General features: G+C 63.5%; 22 protein-coding genes. 6 read left to right on the top strand and 16 right to left on the bottom strand.

The window, feature by feature from the left end; all coding sequences use genetic code 11:
- Positions 1-2: 2 nt before the first annotated feature.
- The gene (locus H3H45_RS11910) at positions 3-356 is read right to left on the bottom strand and encodes a DUF3565 domain-containing protein (protein WP_182833967.1); all 354 of its coding nucleotides are present in this window, start codon (positions 354-356) and stop codon (positions 3-5) included.
- On the opposite strand from H3H45_RS11910, the gene H3H45_RS11905 reads away from it, so the two are divergent.
- The 5 genes from H3H45_RS11905 to H3H45_RS11885 all read left to right on the top strand — a co-directional run bounded on the left by H3H45_RS11905 (position 325) and on the right by H3H45_RS11885 (position 4,248).
- Positions 325-810, top strand: a complete 486-nt coding sequence (locus tag H3H45_RS11905; RefSeq protein ID WP_182833966.1) for an FKBP-type peptidyl-prolyl cis-trans isomerase — start codon at positions 325-327, stop codon at positions 808-810. The genes H3H45_RS11910 and H3H45_RS11905 overlap by 32 nt on opposite strands.
- A 203-nt stretch (positions 811-1,013) precedes the next feature.
- Positions 1,014-1,496, top strand: coding sequence for a glutathione peroxidase (locus tag H3H45_RS11900; RefSeq protein ID WP_182833965.1), 483 nt, complete (start codon positions 1,014-1,016; stop codon positions 1,494-1,496).
- 123 nt (positions 1,497-1,619) lie between these two features.
- Positions 1,620-2,357, top strand: coding sequence for a nitroreductase family protein (locus H3H45_RS11895; protein WP_182833964.1), 738 nt, complete (start codon positions 1,620-1,622; stop codon positions 2,355-2,357).
- 130 nt (positions 2,358-2,487) lie between these two features.
- Positions 2,488-3,081, top strand: coding sequence for a TetR/AcrR family transcriptional regulator (locus tag H3H45_RS11890; RefSeq protein ID WP_456237033.1), 594 nt, complete (start codon positions 2,488-2,490; stop codon positions 3,079-3,081).
- Positions 3,082-3,138: 57 nt separating this feature from the next.
- Positions 3,139-4,248, top strand: a complete 1,110-nt coding sequence (locus H3H45_RS11885) for an NADH:flavin oxidoreductase (protein ID WP_182833962.1) — start codon at positions 3,139-3,141, stop codon at positions 4,246-4,248.
- A 159-nt stretch (positions 4,249-4,407) separates the two neighbouring features.
- Here H3H45_RS11885 and H3H45_RS11880 read toward each other — a convergent pair whose 3' ends face one another.
- From H3H45_RS11880 to H3H45_RS11845, 8 genes are all read right to left on the bottom strand, one after another.
- The gene (locus H3H45_RS11880) at positions 4,408-5,577 is read right to left on the bottom strand and encodes a glycosyltransferase family 4 protein (protein ID WP_182834536.1); all 1,170 of its coding nucleotides are present in this window, start codon (positions 5,575-5,577) and stop codon (positions 4,408-4,410) included.
- 49 nt (positions 5,578-5,626) lie between these two features.
- Positions 5,627-6,226 carry a cytochrome c3 family protein gene (locus H3H45_RS11875; protein WP_182833961.1) on the bottom strand — a complete coding sequence of 200 codons (600 nt, stop codon included), beginning with the start codon at positions 6,224-6,226 and terminating at the stop codon, positions 5,627-5,629.
- 10 nt (positions 6,227-6,236) lie between these two features.
- On the bottom strand, positions 6,237-6,716 hold the full coding sequence (locus H3H45_RS11870; protein ID WP_182833960.1) for a nitrate reductase cytochrome c-type subunit: 480 nt from the start codon (positions 6,714-6,716) through the stop codon (positions 6,237-6,239).
- 10 nt (positions 6,717-6,726) lie between these two features.
- Complete coding sequence (gene napA, locus H3H45_RS11865) at positions 6,727-9,231, bottom strand: nitrate reductase catalytic subunit NapA (protein ID WP_182833959.1); 2,505 nt, start codon at positions 9,229-9,231, stop codon at positions 6,727-6,729.
- A 24-nt stretch (positions 9,232-9,255) separates the two neighbouring features.
- Positions 9,256-9,522, bottom strand: a complete 267-nt coding sequence (locus H3H45_RS11860) for a chaperone NapD (protein ID WP_182833958.1) — start codon at positions 9,520-9,522, stop codon at positions 9,256-9,258.
- 38 nt (positions 9,523-9,560) lie between these two features.
- Entirely contained in the window at positions 9,561-9,728 is a 168-nt protein-coding gene (gene napE, locus H3H45_RS11855) for a periplasmic nitrate reductase, NapE protein (RefSeq protein WP_182833957.1), read from the bottom strand.
- A 136-nt stretch (positions 9,729-9,864) separates the two neighbouring features.
- Positions 9,865-10,614: a sulfate transporter CysZ gene (cysZ, locus tag H3H45_RS11850; RefSeq protein ID WP_182833956.1), complete on the bottom strand. Its 750-nt coding sequence runs from the start codon at positions 10,612-10,614 to the stop codon at positions 9,865-9,867.
- Between the two features lie 44 nt (positions 10,615-10,658).
- Entirely contained in the window at positions 10,659-12,617 is a 1,959-nt protein-coding gene (locus tag H3H45_RS11845; RefSeq protein WP_182833955.1) for a sensor domain-containing diguanylate cyclase, read from the bottom strand.
- 228 nt (positions 12,618-12,845) lie between these two features.
- Between H3H45_RS11845 and trxB the strand changes: the two genes are divergently transcribed.
- Complete coding sequence (trxB, locus tag H3H45_RS11840; RefSeq protein WP_182833954.1) at positions 12,846-13,793, top strand: thioredoxin-disulfide reductase; 948 nt, start codon at positions 12,846-12,848, stop codon at positions 13,791-13,793.
- A 45-nt stretch (positions 13,794-13,838) separates the two neighbouring features.
- Here the strand turns inward: trxB and H3H45_RS11835 are convergent, their stop codons facing one another.
- From H3H45_RS11835 to H3H45_RS11805, 7 genes are all read right to left on the bottom strand, one after another.
- Positions 13,839-14,426: a putative glycolipid-binding domain-containing protein gene (locus H3H45_RS11835; protein WP_182833953.1), complete on the bottom strand. Its 588-nt coding sequence runs from the start codon at positions 14,424-14,426 to the stop codon at positions 13,839-13,841.
- A 155-nt stretch (positions 14,427-14,581) separates the two neighbouring features.
- A complete protein-coding gene (locus H3H45_RS11830; RefSeq protein WP_182833952.1) occupies positions 14,582-14,920 on the bottom strand; it encodes a HopJ type III effector protein in 339 nt (112 codons plus the stop codon).
- Positions 14,920-15,210, bottom strand: coding sequence for a DUF1244 domain-containing protein (locus H3H45_RS11825; RefSeq protein ID WP_182833951.1), 291 nt, complete (start codon positions 15,208-15,210; stop codon positions 14,920-14,922). Before H3H45_RS11825 ends, H3H45_RS11830 begins: the two co-directional genes overlap by 1 nt.
- Before the next feature lie 94 nt (positions 15,211-15,304).
- On the bottom strand, positions 15,305-15,676 hold the full coding sequence (gene folX / locus H3H45_RS11820) for a dihydroneopterin triphosphate 2'-epimerase (protein WP_182833950.1): 372 nt from the start codon (positions 15,674-15,676) through the stop codon (positions 15,305-15,307).
- Entirely contained in the window at positions 15,677-16,237 is a 561-nt protein-coding gene (gene folE, locus H3H45_RS11815) for a GTP cyclohydrolase I FolE (protein WP_173204259.1), read from the bottom strand. It lies immediately after the preceding gene.
- A gap of 21 nt (positions 16,238-16,258) precedes the next feature.
- The gene (gene folM / locus H3H45_RS11810) at positions 16,259-16,969 is read right to left on the bottom strand and encodes a dihydromonapterin reductase (protein WP_182833949.1); all 711 of its coding nucleotides are present in this window, start codon (positions 16,967-16,969) and stop codon (positions 16,259-16,261) included.
- A 411-nt stretch (positions 16,970-17,380) separates the two neighbouring features.
- A complete protein-coding gene (locus H3H45_RS11805) occupies positions 17,381-17,947 on the bottom strand; it encodes an antibiotic biosynthesis monooxygenase (protein ID WP_182833948.1) in 567 nt (188 codons plus the stop codon).
- Positions 17,948-18,003: the final 56 nt, after the last annotated feature.

The raw sequence follows: 18,003 nt of genomic DNA, 5'->3' as shown, positions 1-18,003 counted from the left end.
GACTACTCCTTACTCGTTGTCGGCGCCTTGTAGGCTCTACCTTCCAGCTCGGCCTGGCACCAGCCACAGGCGAACGGCTGGCCGATGCGTTGCTGGCGCTGCTGGGCATCTGTCACCCAGTCACGGTTCTGCCAGGGCGGCTGGTGGCGCAGGTGCTGAGTATGCCCACAGGACAGCTCGGCCACCCAGTGACCTTCTTCATCCTGATGGAAGCCCAGCAGTTGACTGGGCTGAGCGTTCCGTCCGTCCGGCTTCTGGTCGCATTCGACCGAGCCGACAGGTAAACTCGCGCGTTCTTCAATCTTTTGCAAAAGGTCCCACCTCATGCTGATCGCCGCTAACAAGGCAGTCTCCATCGACTATACCCTGACCAACGATGCCGGTGAGGTGATCGACAGCTCCGCCGGTGGCGCGCCGCTGGCGTACCTGCACGGTGCTGGCAATATCATCATCGGCCTGGAAAAGGCCCTCGAAGGCAAGCAGGCCGGCGACGAGCTGAAGGTGGCCATCGAGCCGGTAGATGCCTATGGCGAATACAGCGCCGAGCTGGTGGCTACCCTCAACCGCAGCATGTTCGAGGGTGTCGACGAGCTGGAAGTGGGCATGCAGTTCCACGCCTCCGGGCCGGACGGCGGCATGCAGATTGTCACCATCCGTGACCTCGACGGCGACGACGTGATCGTCGACGGCAACCACCCGCTGGCCGGTCAGCGCCTGCACTTCCAGGTCAAAGTGGTCAGCGTTCGCGAGGCCCTGGCCGAAGAGCTGGCTCACGGTCATATCCACGGCGAAGGTGGTCATCACCACTAAGAACTGTTCACGATCTGCCGTTCGCTCTGACCCGCAAGATCGTGTTTCAGCTCTTATTGGCAGCCTGATTGATGACCCCGTAAATCGACTTATGGTCGTTCCAACGGTGGTCGCGGCTGCTACGCTGAGTGAACGGAAAAGGCGCCCGCGGGCGCCTTTTTTGTCCTCTGCGCAGAATATCTTGCATTCTCAAGGAGTTATTCATGAGTGCCTTTCACGACCTCAATCTGCGTGCGCTGGATGGCCAGGATCTGCCCCTTGCGCCTTACAAAGGCCAACTGGTGCTGGTGGTCAATGTCGCCTCCAAGTGTGGCCTGACCCCGCAATACGCCGCCCTGGAAACCCTCTACCAGCAGTACCGTGAGCGCGGCTTTACCGTGCTGGGCCTGCCGTGCAACCAGTTCGCCGGCCAGGAACCGGGCACTGAAGAGGAAATCCGCACATTCTGCAGCCTCACCTACGGCGTGACCTTCCCCCTGGGCAGCAAGCTGGAGGTCAACGGCCCCGGCCGTCACCCGCTGTACCGACTGCTGGCGGGCGAGGGTGCCGAGTTCCCTGGCGACATCACCTGGAACTTCGAAAAATTCCTGGTCGGCCGCGATGGCCGCGTGCTGGCGCGTTTCTCCCCGCGCACCACGCCAGATGATCCGGCGCTGCTGCAGGCCATCGAGAAAGCCCTGGGCTGATGCACCCGGACGCATTTGCCCAATAGCGGGCAAATGCGCCAATGCTCCGGCTGTTTCCCCCGTACGGCTTGTCGAGCGCAGCGTCGCCCTGCTTAATCGGCTGACTTGCCGAGGAGCAGTGCGATGACCAGTTTTCCCCAGGATGATGCCGTGGCCCATGCTTCGCCGGCGGCTTTGCGTGCGCTGATCGAGAGCCGCCGCGCGGTGCGTCGCTTCACCAGCGAGGCGGTGCCCGAGGCGGTGATTCGCGACTGCCTGGAGCTGGCCGTGCTCGCGCCCAATTCCTGCAACCTGCAGCCCTGGAGCTTCCAGGTGATCCGCGATCCGGCACTGCTGGCACACCTGCACCCGGTGTGCATGAGTCAAAACGCGGCCAAGGCGCCGCTGATCATCGCCGTGCTGGCGCGCCCGGATACCTGGCGCCAGGCCTGCCGGAACATTGTCGACTACTGGCCCGAAGCCGAGGTGCCGCTGCGCATCCGCAGCTTCTACGCCAAGACTGCGCCGTTTCAGTACAACCAAGGCCCGCTGGGCCTTTTCGGCCTGTTCAAGCGCCAGTTGGTGCGCCTGGCCGCGCTGCGCAAGCCGCTGATGCGCAAACCCAACAGCAAGGCCGACATGCGCATCTGGGCGGTAAAGTCCACCGCCCTGGCGGCCGAGAACCTGATGCTGGCCTTCCAGAGTCACGGTTTTGCGACCTGCCCAATGGAGGGCTTTGACGAGGTGCGCCTGCGCAAGGTGTTGGACATCCCGCGCCAGGCCATTCCGATCATGCTGCTGGCCGTGGGCCGCCAGGGCGAGAAGGGCGTGTACAACCCGCGCCTGCGCTTTCCCCTTGAACAGCAGGTGACCTGGCTGTAAGCACCGCCGCCGCCCATATTTGTAGGAGCCAGGCCGGCGCGGTGATCAAAACGCTGCCGGCTTCTGGGGCTAAATCACCAGAATCAATAGTGCTGGGCGAGGCGAGACGACCGGTCATATGCTCGCCGTCATGAACACCAGCATTCGATTCGACAAGCGTGACCTGATCCTGGCCAAGGGCTCGGCGGTAATGACCCGCCGCGGCTACCACGGCACCGGGGTGCAGGAAATCGTCCAGGCCGCGGGCATCCCCAAGGGTTCCTTCTACCACTACTTCGCCAGCAAGGAAGACTTCGCCCTGCAGGCCCTGGAGTTCGTCTACCAGCCGCGCCTGCAGCGCTATGCCGAAGCCCTGGGCAACCCCGAGCTGAGCCCGCGAGCGCGCATCCTGGCCTACTACCGCGAGCTGCAGGCGCACTTCCTGCGCCAGGAAAAAGCCGAATACCACTGCTTCATCGGCAGCCTGAGTTTCGAGATGAGCGAGCTGCTGCCGGCCATCGGCGCGCAGGTCGAAGCGATTCAGCAGGCTTCGGTGGACATCCTCCAGCGCTGCCTGGAACAGGCCCGTCAGGCCGGCGAGCTGCATGCCGAGGAAGACTGCGCCAACCTCGCCAGCTTTATCGCCAACGCCTGGCAGGGTGTGCTGGCGCGACTCAAGGTCGGCCGCAGCACGCAAGCCCTGGATGCCTTTATCACCCGTCTGGAGCTGCTGCTGCAGCCCTGATTTTTTAACACCCGATTAACGAGACGACCGGTCGACCGACCGGCTTGAGGAGCTCCCATGACCGCCCCCGTACAAGCCCTGTTCCAATCCTTCCGCCTGGGCAATCTGGAATTGCCGACCCGCGTGGTGATGGCGCCGATGACCCGTTCCTTCTCCCCAGGCGGTGTGCCCAATGCCCAGGTTGTCGAGTACTACCGTCGCCGCGCCGCTGGCGGTGTTGGCCTGATCGTCACCGAAGGCACCACCGTCGGTCACAAGGCCGCCAACGGTTACCCGCACGTGCCGCGCTTCTATGGCGCCGACGCACTAGCCGGCTGGAAGCAGGTGGTTGATGCGGTACACGCTGAAGGCGGCAAGATCGTCCCGCAGCTGTGGCACGTGGGTAACGTGCGCAAGCTGGGCACCGAGCCGGACGCCAGCGTGCCGGGCTACGGCCCGAGCGAGAAGGTGAAGGACGGCAACGTGGTCGTGCATGGCATGACCAAGGGCGACATCGACGAAGTCATCGCCGCCTTTGCCCAGGCCGCCCGTGACGCCCAGGCCATCGGCATGGACGGCGTGGAAATCCACGGCGCCCACGGCTACCTGGTCGACCAGTTCTTCTGGGCTGGCAGCAACCAGCGCAGCGACGAATACGGTGGCGACCTGGCCCAGCGTTCGCGTTTCGCCATCGAGCTGATCCAGGCCGTGCGCGCCGCCGTAGGCCCGGACTTCCCGATCATCTTCCGCTTCTCCCAGTGGAAGCAGCAGGACTACACCGCGCGTCTGGTACAGACCCCGGAAGAGCTGGGGGCCTTCCTCAAGCCGCTGTCCGACGCCGGCGTGGATATCTTCCACTGCTCGACCCGCCGCTTCTGGGAGCCGGAGTTCGAAGGTTCCGACCTCAACCTGGCCGGCTGGACCCGTCAGCTGACCGGCAAGCCGACCATCACTGTGGGCAGCGTCGGCCTGGACGGCGAGTTCCTGCAGTTCATGGTCAACACCGACAAGGTCGCCGAGCCGGCCAGCCTGGAGAACCTGCTGGAGCGCCTGAACAAGCAGGAGTTCGATCTGGTGGCCGTGGGCCGTGCCCTGCTGGTCGACCCGGACTGGGCGGTGAAGGTGCGCGACAACCGTGAGCAGGACATCCTGCCGTTCAGTCGTGAAGCCCTCAAGCAACTTGTCTGATCAGCCCGTGTTACCCCTGTGCGCCGGCTTGCCGGTGCACCCTTCGAGCCCCGGCACACCGGGGCTTTTTTATGCCTGTCGGTTGGCGGCATGGGCTTTGTGGGAGCAGATTTATCCGCGATGCCGTTTGCCGTGCACGCATCGCGGCTGCAGCCGCTCCTAGGAAAGCCGCGCCTGCAGCAGATGACCTTCGAACTGCTCGACGATCGCCGCCCAGCCTTGCCGGCTGGCGTGCTGGCGAGCATTGAGGCGCACCCGGCGCAGGCTTTCGCGGTCTTCCAGCAGCCAGTGGGCGGCGTCGATGAAGCCTTGCTCGTCACCGGGCATGGCCAGCGCGCCACTGTGTCCGTGGCGGATGTGCTGGGCCGCTGCGGCCTGGTCGAAGGCGACCACGGCCAGGCCTGAGGCCAGCGCTTCGAGCACCACGTTGCCGAAGGTTTCCGATAGGCTGGGGAAGAGGAACAGGTCGCCGCTGGCATAGTGCGCGGCCAGTTCTTCGCCACGTTGCAGGCCGCAGAAAATGGCGTCCGGCAGGGCGTTCTGCAACTCGGCGCGCTGCGGGCCATCGCCGACCAGTACCAGTTGCAGGCGCTGCTGCGGATAGCGTGACTGCAGGGCCAGGAAGCTGCGTTGCAGCAAGGCCAGGTTCTTTTCCGGCGCCAGGCGGCCGACATGCAGTATGGCGATGTCATCGTCGTGCAGGCCCCAGCTGGCGCGCAGTTCGGCCGAGCGCCGGGCCGGGTGGAACAGCTGGCTGTCGACCCCGCGGGCGAGCAGTTGCAGGCGCTCGAAACCACGCCGTTGCAGTTCCAGACTCTGGCTGGCGCTGGGGACCAGGGTGGTGCTGGTGCGGTTGTGAAACCAGCGCAGGTAGTGGGTGAGCAGGCGGGCCAGCAGGCCCAGGCCGTAGTGCCCGCTGTATTGCTGGAAGTTGGTATGAAAGCCGCTGACCACCGGGATGCCCAGGCGCCTGGCCGCACGGATGGCGGACAGCCCCAGCGGCCCTTCAGTTGCGACATACAGCACGTCCGGGCGGTTGTGCTGCCAGCGGCGCAGCAGCTTGTTCAGCGCCGACTGTCCCCACTGTAGGCCGTTATAGCCGGGTAGCGGCCAGCCGCGTGTCAGCAGCAGATCGTCGTCGCTGCGCCGTTGCTGGTCCTCGCTTTGCCGTGGGCGGATCAGCTGCAGCCGATGGCCGCGCTCGCGCAGGCCCTGGCACAGGCGTCCGAGGGTATTGGCCACGCCGTTGATTTCCGGCGGGAAGGTTTCGCTGACGAGAGCGATATGCAGGCTTGTGACAGTCATGGCGCCAGTTTCCGGCGGCGCCATGTCGTTGATATGACGGTTGGGTGACCGGCGCATGACGGCCCAGGCGCCGTCACTCCCAGCCTTTCACTCCGCTCATGTCCGGCAGGTGGTGGGCGATGCCCTTGTGGCAATCGATGCAGGTGGCCTCGCCGGCGGCCAACGCGGTGGAGTGCATCTGCCGGGCGCGCTGGCCCTGGCGGGTGAAGTCCATGAACTCGAAGTTGTGGCAGTTGCGGCACTCCAGCGAGTCGTTGGCCTTGAGCCGGGCCCATTCGTGCTCGGCCAGTTCGCGGCGCAGGGCGAGAAACTTGTCGCGGGTGTCGATGGTGCCAAAGATCTTGCCCCAGACCTCCTTGGAGGCCTGCATCTTGCGCGCAATCTTGTCGGTCCACTGGTGCGGCACGTGGCAGTCCGGACAGGTGGCGCGCACGCCGGAGCGGTTGGTGTAGTGGATGGTGTCCTTCAGCTCGACGTACACGTTGTCGCGCATCTCGTGGCAGGAGATGCAGAACGCCTCGGTGTTGGTGGCCTCCAAGGCGGTGTTGAAGCCGCCCCAGAAGATGATGCCAGCGACGAAGCCGGACAGGGTCAGAAAGCCCAGGCTGTAGTGCACGCTGGGTTTGCGCAGGACACGCCAGTAGCTCAGCAGCCAGGCGATCAATGTTTTCATATCGCCTCCTTCAGGGCTGCTCGGCTGACTGACGCTGCAGTATCTGGTCGATGGTCTCGAAGGTATTGCCGACCAGCGGCTGCACCTCCTTCTGCGGCACATGGCACTGGGTGCAGAAGTAGCGCCGTGGCGCCACTGCGGCCAGGGCCTGACCATCGCGATCCATGTAGTGGGTGATGCTGATCATCGGCGCCTGGGTGCGTGCGCTACTGGCCCGGCTGTGGCAGGTCAGGCACTTGTTGGCGTTGATGTCGACCAGGTAGCCGCGAATGCTGTGCGGGATGGTCGGTGGCTGCTCGGGGTAGTTGCGCTCGCGGCGCTGGTCCTTGTTCTCGTCGCTGGGCAGCACCGGGGTTGGCAGTTCGTCGGCGATGGTGCCGCCGGGCCGGCGCCCGTCCGGTGCTGGGGCGTTGAGCGGGTAGGCGAGGTCGTCGGCCAGCAGCGGCAGGCTGCACAACAGGGCCAGGAGCGCGGCAGTGATGCGTTTCATGGCTGTCTCCTCAGGCCAGGCTGACCAGTTCGATGCGCACCGCGCACTTCTTGTAGTCGGTCTGCTTGGAAATCGGGTCGGTGGCGTCCAGGGTGACCTTGTTGATCAGCTTGTTGGCATCGAAGAACGGCACGAACACCAGGCCCTGCGGTGGCTTGTTGCGCCCGCGGGTCTCGACCCGGGCGCGCATCTCGCCGCGCCGGCTGATCACTTTCACCTCGCTGCCGCGGCGCAGCTTGAGCTGCTGGGCGTCGTCGGGGTGCATGTACACCAAAGCGTCGGGCACCGCCTTGTACAGCTCGGGCACCCGCGCGGTCATGCTGCCGGTGTGCCAGTGTTCGAGCACGCGGCCGGTGCTCAGCCAGAACGGGAATTCCTGGTCCGGCGCCTCGGCTGGCGGTTCGTAGGGCAGGGCGAAGATGATCGCCTTCTTGTCCGGATAGCCGTAGAACTGCACGCCGCTGCCCTTGGCCACATAGGGGTCGTGGCCCTCGCGGTAGCGCCAGCGGGTTTCCTGGCCATCCACCACTGGCCAGCGCAGGCCGCGTGCCTCGTGGTAGGCGTCGAACGGTGCCAGGTCATGGCCGTGGCCACGGCCGAAGGCGGCGTACTCCTCGAACAGGCCCTTCTGGATATAGAAGCCGAACGCCTTGGCCTCCTCGTTGGCGTAGCCCTCGGCGATCTCGTCGTTGCCATAGGCATCGACCTGGCCGTTCTGGTACAGCACCTCGAACAGGGTCTTGCCCTTCAGCTCCGGGGCCTTGGCCAGCAGCTCGGCCGGCCACACCTCGTCGGTGGTGAAACGCTTGGAGAACTCGACCAGCTGCCACAGGTCGGAGCGCGCCTCGCCAGGCGCCTTGACCAACTGATGCCAGAACTGGGTGCGCCGCTCGGCGTTGCCATAGGCGCCTTCCTTCTCCACCCACATGGCGCTGGGCAGGATCAGGTCGGCGGCCTGGGCCGAGACGGTGGGGTAGACGTCGGAGACGATCACGAAATTGTCCGGGTTGCGCCAGCCCGGCAGCACCTCGCCCATGATGTTCGGCCCGGCCTGCATATTGTTGCTGACCTGGGTCCAGTACACGTTGAGCACGCCGTCCTTGAGCATGCGGCTCTGCTGCACGGCGTGGAAGCCAGGCTTTTCCTGGATGGTGCCGGCCGGCAGCTTCCAGATCTTCTCGGCGGTGGCGCGGTGTTTCGGGTTGGCCACCAGCAGGTCGGCCGGCAGGCGGTGGGAGAAGGTGCCGACCTCGCGCGCGGTGCCGCAGGCGGACGGCTGGCCGGTGAGGGAGAAGGGGCTGTTGCCCGGCTCGCTGATCTTCCCGGTGAGCAGGTGGATGTTGTAGATCAGGTTGTTGGCCCACACCCCGCGAGTGTGCTGGTTGAAGCCCATGGTCCAGAACGACATGACCTTGCGCTTGGGGTCGGCATACATCTCGGCGAGCTTCTGCAGGCGCTCGGCGCTGACCCCGGATTCCTTGGCCGCGCGCTCCAGGGTGTAGGGTTTGACGTAGTCGGCGAACTGGGCGAAGGAGATATCGGTCCAGGTGTTGGCCTTGTCGGCGTTTTTCGCCTTCTGCTCCAACGGGTGGGTGGGACGCAGGCCGTAGCCGATGTCCTCGGCGCCGTGGGCGAACTTGACGTGCTTGCCGATGAACTCCTTGTTTACTGAACCGCTCTGGATGATGTGGTTGGCGATGTAGTTGAGGATGATCAGGTCGGTCTGCGGCTTGAACACCATGGGGATGTCGGCCAGGTCGAAGCTGCGGTGCTCGAAGGTGGACAGCACGGCGACCTTGACCTGCGGCGCGCTGAGTCGGCGGTCGGTGACCCGCGACCACAGCACCGGGTGCATCTCGGCCATGTTCGAGCCCCAGAGCACGAAGGTGTCGGTGGCCTCGATGTCGTCGTAGCAGCCCATCGGCTCGTCCATGCCGAAGGTGCGCATGAAGCCCATCACCGCCGAGGCCATGCAGTGGCGGGCGTTGGGGTCGATGTTGTTGGAGCGCAGGCCGGCCTTCATCAGTTTGTTGGCCGCGTAGCCTTCCCAGATCGTCCACTGCCCGGAGCCGAACATGCCGACCGATTCGGGCCCCTTGGTCTTTATCGCAGTCTTGAACTTCTCGGCCATGATGTCGAAGGCCTGGTCCCAGCTGATGGCCTGGAACTCGCCCTGCTTGTCGTACTGGCCGTTCTTCATGCGCAGCAGCGGCTCCGTCAGGCGGTCGCTGCCGTACATGATCTTCGACAGGAAGTAACCCTTCACGCAGTTGATGCCGCGGTTGACCTCGGCCTTGATGTCGCCGTGGGTGGCCACCACCTTGCCGTCGCGGGTGGCGACCATCACGCTGCAGCCGGTGCCGCAGAAGCGGCAGGGCGCCTTGTTCCAGTCCAGGCGGGTCATGTCCGCCTCGGTGATCAGGTTGCTGGCGCTGCTGAAGATCGGCAGGCCGACGGCGGCCGCGGCGATGGCGGCGGCGTTGGCCTTGGCGAATTCACGTCTGCTGAGTTTCATCAGGCATCTCCGATGCGGTGCCCTTCACGGCTGGGCGGGGGAGTCCAGTTCTTCGAGGACTTCGTGGTAGACCAAGGCGGCGTTGAGCACGCCGGGCAGGTTCTGGATGGCGTCGAGGGTGGCGAGAATCTGTGCCTCGTCTTCCGCCTCGAGCACCACGACCAGCTTGCCCTGGGGGCTTTCCTGATGCAGTTCGAGGCCGGGCAGGCGGCGCAGGTTGGCCTTCACCGCTGTCATCAGCGCGGGTTGGGCATGCACGATCAGGCTGGCAATCTGGATGCTGTCTGGCACGGGCCTGGACTCCTGGCAGTTAACTCTTGGGGCGAGCGCTACACGGGAGGGCCGGGTGGACCAACAATCAGCTGGTACATCCAAATGATGAAACCGAAGCCGCCGACGACGACCACGGACAGGATGGGAAACAGGCAAACCACAAGGAACAGGAACAGCTTGGTTTCCTTGCCTTTGCTGTCGTCAGACTCGATCTCGAGTGGCATGGCGACGCACCTCCTTCGATGACAGCTTTCAGCCTAGACCATCAATGCGCGGAGGTGAGTCTCAGGGGGGGGCGATAGAGCAGAGGGACATGGCAGCGAGCCTGTCGGCTGCCATGCAACGCGGATGCAGCGGGGGTTACTGCGCGACGATGTCCACTGCGCCGCGCTCACGCACCCAGAACAGTGTGGCGCCGGCTACCGCTGCGGGCATTACCAGGATGTTGAAGAAGGGAATCAGCAGCGCCACATACACCGCACCGCCAAAGCCCAGGCTCTGCCAGCGTTTCTCACGGAGCCAGGCGAGCATGTCGTCCCAGCTGACCTTGTTATTGTCGCAGGGGTAGTCGATGTACTGCACGGCCATCATCCAGATGCCGAAGAGAATCCACAGCGGGGCGGCGATCAGGTTGAGTACCGGCACGAAGGTGAGGATCAGCAGGGGAATGGCGCGTGGCAGGAAGTAGGCCAGCTTGCGCAGCTCGCGGCCGATGGTGCGCGGCATCATGGCCAGCAGCTCGTTCCAGCTGAACGGCGGGAAGTCATCGCGGCCACGTACCACCACTTCTACCTTTTCCGCGAGGAAGCCGTTGAACGGTGCGGCGATGATATTGGCCAGCAGGGTGAAGCTGAAGAACATGATCACCAGGACCAGCAGCACGAACAGCGGCCAGATCAGGTATTCGAGGAAGCTCAGCCAGTCCGGCAGGTTGGGCATGAAGGTGTCGACCCAGCCGCCGAACTGCTGCATGGCCAGCACGATCAGGCCGATGAACAGCAGCAGATTGATCGTCAGCGGCAGCAATACGAACAGGCGCAAGCCGGGGCTCAGTATCAGTTTCAGGCCTTCGCCCAGATACTGCGGGCCAGACAAGGCGGGTTTGAGCATGGTGAAGCTCCGGTAGGCTGATTAACGCGCCGACCTTACCGATTTTACGACTCTGAAGAAAGCGCTTCGGGCTGGTAGACGCAGGCCCGGTTGCGCTCGCGCTTGGCCTCGTACATGGCGCTGTCGGCTGACTTGATCAGGCCCTCCGGGTCTTGTGCGTGCTCGGGGTAGAGAGCGATGCCGATACTCGGTGTAACAAAGTCGATGTGCTGCGCGCCCAGCTGCAGCGGTGTGCCGAGGGCGGTGAGCAGGCGTTCAGCGAGCTTGAGCGCCATCTCGCGGCTGGCGTCCTGCAGCAGCAGGGTGAACTCGTCGCCACCCAGGCGATAGACCCGATCCGGCTGGCGCATGGCATTGCGCAGTCGCTCGGCGATCTTCTGCAGCAGGGCATCGCCGGTGTCGTGGCCGAAGCGGTCGTTGACCTCCTTGAAACGGTCGAGGTCGAGATACAGCAGGGCCAGCTGGCCTTGCTGGCGCTGGGCCTGTTCCAGGGCGTTTTTCAGGTGTTCGGCAAAAGCCTTGCGGTTGCCCAGGCCGGTCAGCGGGTCGCGGTAGGCCATATCGAGCAGCTGATTCTGGTACGCCACCTGGGCGCTGATGTCGCGCAGGATGCCGCGAAAACCACTGAAACGACCCTGGCTGTCGTGGACCAGGGAGAAGCGCGTTTCGTAGTAGCCAAGGCTGCCATCGCGGCGGCAGAAGGGTGCGGCGAAGGTGGCATTCTCGCCACTGTCACGGGCCTGGGTGAACAACTGGCGGGCACGCTGGCTATCTTCGGCATTGAGGACGTTATCGAACCTGTGCTGCAGCAGCTCCTCGGCGCTGTAGCCGAGCATCTGGCAGAGCGCGCGGTTGACCGCCAGGATGACGCCGGTGGGATCCAGCTCGAAGTAGCCGTCCTGGATCGCATCGAGAATCTGCCGGTCACGCACTTCGCTCTGTTCCAGGCGCTCGAGCATGCGGTTGGCTTCGCCGGCCAGCTGGCCGAGCTCATCGCGACCGCTATCGCTGAGGCGCTGATGCGGGGAGTCCGGACCGATGGCGGCCATCTCACGGTGCATGCGCGACACCCGGTACAGGATCCAGTGTTCCAGGCCCAGATAGATCAGCAGCCAGGCGAGCAGGCCGATGGCGCTGCTCAGCAACAGGAAGATGGCGATGGTCTGTCGGCCATCCTGGTAGAGGCGCCGATCCTTGGTCAGCTCCAGCAGCAGCTCGGGTTCGCCTAGGCTGTTGCTGAACAACAGCAGCCGCTGCTGGTGTTCAGAATCCAGCAGTCGGCGTGGGCTGATATGCACCGGATTGAGACCGTTGCCGGGCGCAGGTAGCAGCTGCCAGTCGGTCGGCATGCCGTCTGGTGGCAGCAGGCGCAGCACGGCATTGACCCGGCTTTGCAGTTGCTCGGCGCGTTCGCCATCGATGAAGTAACCGGCGATCAGGGTGCCAAGTGGCGCCAGGCTACCTTCGCTGTTGCTGATCGCACTCATGGCCAACACCACGGGCACACCCTGCACCCGCACGAATTGTCCTTTAAGGTTGCTGCTGCCGTTCTGCTTCAGGCGTTTGCCCAGGTTGAGGATGTCGTCGCGCAGGCTGAGGTGGTTCTCTGGGCGCCGGTCGCCGAGTACCAGCAGCTCCGGAAGATCGGGTGGCACCCACTGTTCGGCGTAGACCTGATCCTGCATGTCGAGAAAGACCATGAAGTCGAAATTCGACAGGCGCATGGCTTCGGTGTCCATGTTGCTGCGGATGAAGTCCGGGTTGCCGCCCTGCATGAATTCGTAGCTGTCATCCCACTCACCATAACCATTGACCAAGTCGAGGTTGCGCTTGAGGTTGTCGTCCAGCAGGTTGCGCAGGCGCTTGGCCTCGGTGTCCAGCAGGGCGCTGTCCTGGCGGTCGAAGCGCGTGAGGATGAGCTGCTGCGAGAGCACGAAGGCGCTGCTCAGGACTAGCACAAGCAGGGGGCCAAACAGCCAGAACAGACGTTTGCGCAGAGTCATGGCGGGTCTACTGCCAGGGCTAGGTAGTGAGGCTGAGTATAGCTATGCATGGATACGGCTCCGGGTCACATAGCCAGGCCCTATCGCCGGCATTGAGAAACGAAATTTTCGCCTATCTATCTGACTGCGTAGGCTGGCCCCAGTTGCGTTTCCAGGGGCTGTCCGCTTCATTCAAGCCTTCCCCCAAGTGCTTTGGCTGGCCCCTCTTTTATTAACCTGGAGTTGTCCATGTCCGCCATTCGTCATTCCCGCGTGATCATTCTCGGCTCCGGCCCGGCCGGCTACAGCGCTGCGGTGTATGCCGCACGGGCCAATCTCAAGCCCTTGCTGATCACTGGCATGCAGGCCGGTGGTCAGTTGACCACCACCACCGAAGTCGACAACTGGCCGGGCGACCCGCACGGACTGACCGGCCCGGCGCTGATGCAGCGCATGCAGGAGCATGCCGAGCGCTTCGAGACCGAGATTGTCTTCGACCATATCAATGCGGTGGACCTGGCCGGCAAGCCCTTCACCCTGCGCGGCGACAATGCCACCTACAGCTGCGATGCGCTGATCATCGCCACGGGTGCCAGCGCCCGTTACCTGGGGCTGCCGTCCGAAGAGCTGTTCATGGGCAAGGGCGTGTCCGCCTGCGCCACCTGCGACGGTTTCTTCTACCGTAATCGTGAAGTAGCGGTGGTCGGTGGTGGTAACACGGCGGTGGAGGAGGCGCTGTACCTGGCGAACATCGCCAGCAAGGTGACCCTGGTGCATCGCCGCGAGACGTTCCGCGCCGAGAAGATCCTGCAGGACAAGCTGCGGGCGCGGGTGGCCGAAGGCAAGATCGTGCTCAAGCTGAATGCTGAAGTCGATGAAGTGCTGGGCAACGACCTTGGGGTCACCGGCGTGCGCCTGCGCAACAACGATGGCAGCAGTGCAGAGCTGACCGTCGATGGTCTGTTCGTGGCCATTGGTCACACGCCGAACACCTCGCTGTTCGAGGGCCAGCTGGCGCTCAAGGACGGTTACCTGGTGGTCAATGGCGGGCGCGATGGCAATGCCACCGCCACCAACGTGCCCGGCGTGTTTGCCGCGGGCGACGTGGCCGACCATGTCTACCGCCAGGCCATCACCTCGGCCGGTGCCGGCTGCATGGCAGCGCTGGATGTAGAGCGGTATCTGGACGCCTTCTAAGCGTTCTCAGCCGGTATGAAAAAGCCCCGCAATCGCGGGGCTTTTTCATACCAGGGTATTCAGGCTCAGGGTGCGCGAGCTGATGCGCAGGTATTCCGCACTGGAGCGCATCAGCAGGGCGTCCTGGTCGACCAGCAGTTCGCTGGCGGCATGGCCTTCCGCTTCGCTGCGGTACAGCGCCTGGCCGTCGCTCTGGCGCAGGTACTGGTAGCGCTGGCTGCGCGCCTCCACGCGCAGGCTGAGCAGATCGACGTAGGCGACGTCCAGCTGTTCGCTTTCGCCAACTTCCAGGGCGCAGCGTTGCAGGGCAGGGGTGTGGGTAAAGGGCGAGGCGGAAAGCATGACCTGCTGGCAGTGGGCGAGATCCTCACGCAGTTCGCCGTTGAGGAACCAGTGGCCGCGGATGTCGCGACGCAGATCGAGACTGCGCTGGCCCTGGTTGTCGACTTTCAGCCAGAGGCGGCGGAAGCGCCAGCGCACATCGCATTTGAGCACGTAGGTGGCAGCAATGCTGTTGCCACGAATACTCTGCATCAGGTGGCTGCTGGCATTGATGCCGTGGCTGTCGATATCCAGGCTGAGGTGCTCGACGCCCGGGTTGCTCCAGGGTTTCCAGACCAGACTTTGTTGCATCCTTGCACTCCACGGCTCAAGGGCCGGGGCCTCGCGTCAGCATCCTGCTGACGACCTTACTGAAGGCACCCGACGCTCAGATGGCGGCAGGATACGAGGCTTTTTAGAGGCTGTCTGTCAGCCAAAGCCGACAGTTAGGCAACTTTTTGCGCAGCTCAGGCCTTGCGCGTGAGCGGCTGCTGCTCGAAATGCACACCGGGCAGACCAGTGTCCTGCAGTGCGCGAATATTGCCGTGGTCGCTGCCGTCCGGGTTGGCCAGCACGGCGCGGTAGTGCTCGCCGAAGGCACGCAGGGTTTCTTCCAGGCTCAAACCTTCGAGCAGGGCCAGACCGAGGGTCTTGCAGGAGCCTTCATTCTGGCCGCTGGCGTTGTCCACGTTGCCGTTGCGAAAGGCGCTGGGCTGGTAGTCGTAGTGCGCGGCGATAAAAGCCAGGGTTTCGGCAAACAGGAACTGCTCGCTGTGCAGGCGGGCGCGGAAGTCTTGCAGGTTCATCAGTGCTTTCCCTTGGCGAAGGTGGCCTGCTGTGCGGCGCTGGCTTCTTTCTGGTATTTGGCTTTCCACTCGGCATACGGCATGCCGTAGATTTCTTCGCGGGCCTGTTCGACGCTGACGTCCACTTCGAGGTCGTCGGCGGCGGCCTTGTACCATTTGGACAGGCAGTTGCGGCAGAAACCGGCCAGGTTCATCAGGTCTATGTTCTGTACATCGGGACGCGAACGCAGGTGCTGGACCAAGGTGCGAAAGGCGGCGGCTTCGAGTTCGAGGCGTTGTTGTTCAGTCATGGCGGGCTCCCGGGCGACGATGGAGGCGCAGATGATAGAAGGCCGGAACAGGCCCGGCAACGCCCGCCGCCGCTCTGGCTGCGGGCGTTTGGACTCAGCGCTGGGCGGCGAGGGTGATCGACACCGATTCGGCGAAGCGCAGGGCGTGCAGTTTGTCGACTTCCACTTCGGCGTAGTGCACAGCCGAGTTGCTCATCACCAGATCGAGGATTTCCTGGGTCAGGCGTTCGAGCAGGGCGAAGCGGTTTTCCTCGACATGACGGATCACCGCCTTGGTAATGGTGCGGTAGTTCAGCGCGTGGTCGATGTCGTTGTCACGCACCGCCTCGTCGGCCGGGTAGAGGATGGTCAGATTGATCAGCACATCCTGTTTGTTGAGGATTTCCTCTTCCTTGATGCCGATATAGGTACGCAGGCGCAGATCCTTGACGCGGATACGCGCCATGCCGGGGTCCAGGCGTGGCATTTACTTGCTCCGTCCGATCAGTTGCAGGAATTCCTGGCGAGTGTTGCAGGACTCGCGGAAGGCACCCAGCATAACCGAGCTGCTCATTACCGAGTTCTGCTTTTCCACCCCGCGCATCATCATGCACATGTGCTTGGCCTCGATCACCACGGCCACGCCGGCTGCATGGGTCACGCTCTGAATGGCGTCGGCGATCTGCTTGGTCAGGTTCTCCTGGATCTGCAGGCGCCGCGCGTACATGTCGACAATGCGCGCCACCTTCGACAGGCCGAGCACTTTGCCGGTGGGGATGTAAGCGACATGCGCCTTGCCGATGAAGGGCAGCAGGTGGTGCTCGCACAGCGAGTACAACTCGATGTCGCGGACGATCACCATCTCGTCGTTATCGGAGGCGAACAGCGCACCGTTGACGATCTCATCGAGCGACTGCTGATAGCCATGGCAAAGGTACTGCATGGCCTTGGCGGCACGCTTGGGCGTATCGAGCAGGCCCTCGCGCTCGGGGTTTTCGCCCACGCCAATAAGAATTTCACGATAGTGCTGCGGCAGTTGCGGATTCATATAAAGCCCTCGCGGTGCCCCTCAAACGAGGTGGCGACCGCCATTGACGGCAAGCGTTGTGCCGGTGACATAGGGGTTGTCGAGCAAGTAGCGCAAGCTCTGGTAGATGACCTCGGCGCCGGGTTCGATACCCAGCGCTGATTCGGCCAGGCGCTTGGCGCGGTAGGCCGCGTCATCGCCTTCGTTGAACTGGATCAGTGCGGGAGCAATGCCGTTGACCTTGATTGCCGGGGCGAAGCGCGCGGCGAAGGACAGGGTCAGGCTGTCCAGGCCAGCCTTGCTGGCGCAGTAGGCCGGGCGCTTGGCGCTGCCGGCGCGCACCACATCATCGCTGATATGAATGATGTCGGCCGGCGTGCTGCGGCGCAGCAACGGTTCGCAATGCAGGTTGATCAGGTACGGCGCGAGCATATGCACATTGACCATCTGCTGGAACACTGCGGCTTCGTTGCCGGGCGTCTCAGTCAGCCAGTCGGAAGCGTTGTGCACAATCGCGCGCAGGTTGTCGGTGTGGCTTTTCAGGGTTTCGATGAAAGCCATGATGCCGGTTTCGCTGGCGAAGTCGGCCTGCAGGGTCAGTGCGCCGCGCTCACGCAGCTGATCAAGGCCGGGGCGTTCGCTGCGGTAGCTGACAATCACTGTTTGCCCGCTTTCGAGCAGGCGCAGCGCACAGTGCAGGCCAAGACGCTGGCTGGCACCGGTGAGCAGAATGGGGGCGGCGGAACCGCTCATGGATGCCTCGCATACAGGAGGATGAAGTGGCAGCCAGGACCTGTGCCCTAAACTGCCGATGACAGGACAAACTTATACCAGGCACTGGCTTTGTACAACCATGCGCAGTCTGTGGGAATCCGTTTTGCTGACTTAAATAAGCATATCTATATGATATTTAAGCAATTTAATTGCTTATATCGAAATTCCCCTGCGGCTTCTCGTGTACAGCTTTTCGGATTCTGTACAGCTTGTGTAGATAGATGTGTCTGCGACATTAACGGCCGAGCAAGCGGAGTTTACGGGCTGTAAATGAGCATGACTCGTTTCACTCACCCTTCGGGCCGCGCTGAAGCGCGTTAGCCGCAAGCGGCTTGCCGAGGCTGTTTTTAACGCGGTATGGCCGCGAGTCAGGAGATCGTAAGCAGGTTCTCAGTGCACCTGCAGGGCCGAGTCTGTGGGCGCAGACGCTTTGCGCGCGTGCAGCCAGGGGGCGAGCAAACGGGTCGAGAGCGGGATGAACCAGTAAGTCATAAGGGGCGTCAACGCCAGGGTGCTGAGCAGCACGCGCAAGGTCAGCGACAGGTCGTCTAGCCAGCCACCCAATAGCAGATTGAAGCCCAGCGATACGGGGAAGAACGCCAGCCAGATGGCCACGCTTTGCTTCCAGCGTGGCGGTTGGCGAAGGCTGTGGCCGAACCAGGCGTCGAGGCCCTGGATACGCCGCTCCTGCGGGTCGGCGAACAGTCCGCTGCCGCGTTGCAGCCAGGCCCGGCGCGATGCCGAGTGTTCCCAGGCGGCGAGCGTGGTCTGATCGGCGAAGCGGAAGACGATCTGGAATTCGTCGTCGCCTGGTGGTGGCGCCAATACACCTGATCCCAGGTAGCCCGCAAAATCGGCAGCGAGCAACTGGCCTTCATGCAGCCAGGTGCGGAATTCGGGGAAGCGTTCGCGATGGACGCGACGGGCCACCATCAGGGTGACGGGATCAGCAGACATTGTGTATCTCCTTGCAGCGAACGCCGGCCCGGATAGGGCAGGCGCATCCCGCAGCG

Source organism: Aquipseudomonas guryensis (assembly GCF_014164785.1).
Classification (GTDB): domain Bacteria; phylum Pseudomonadota; class Gammaproteobacteria; order Pseudomonadales; family Pseudomonadaceae; genus Aquipseudomonas; species Aquipseudomonas guryensis.
The sequence above is the reverse complement of the archived record's forward strand: the minus strand, read 5'-3'. Positions and strand labels throughout refer to the sequence as shown.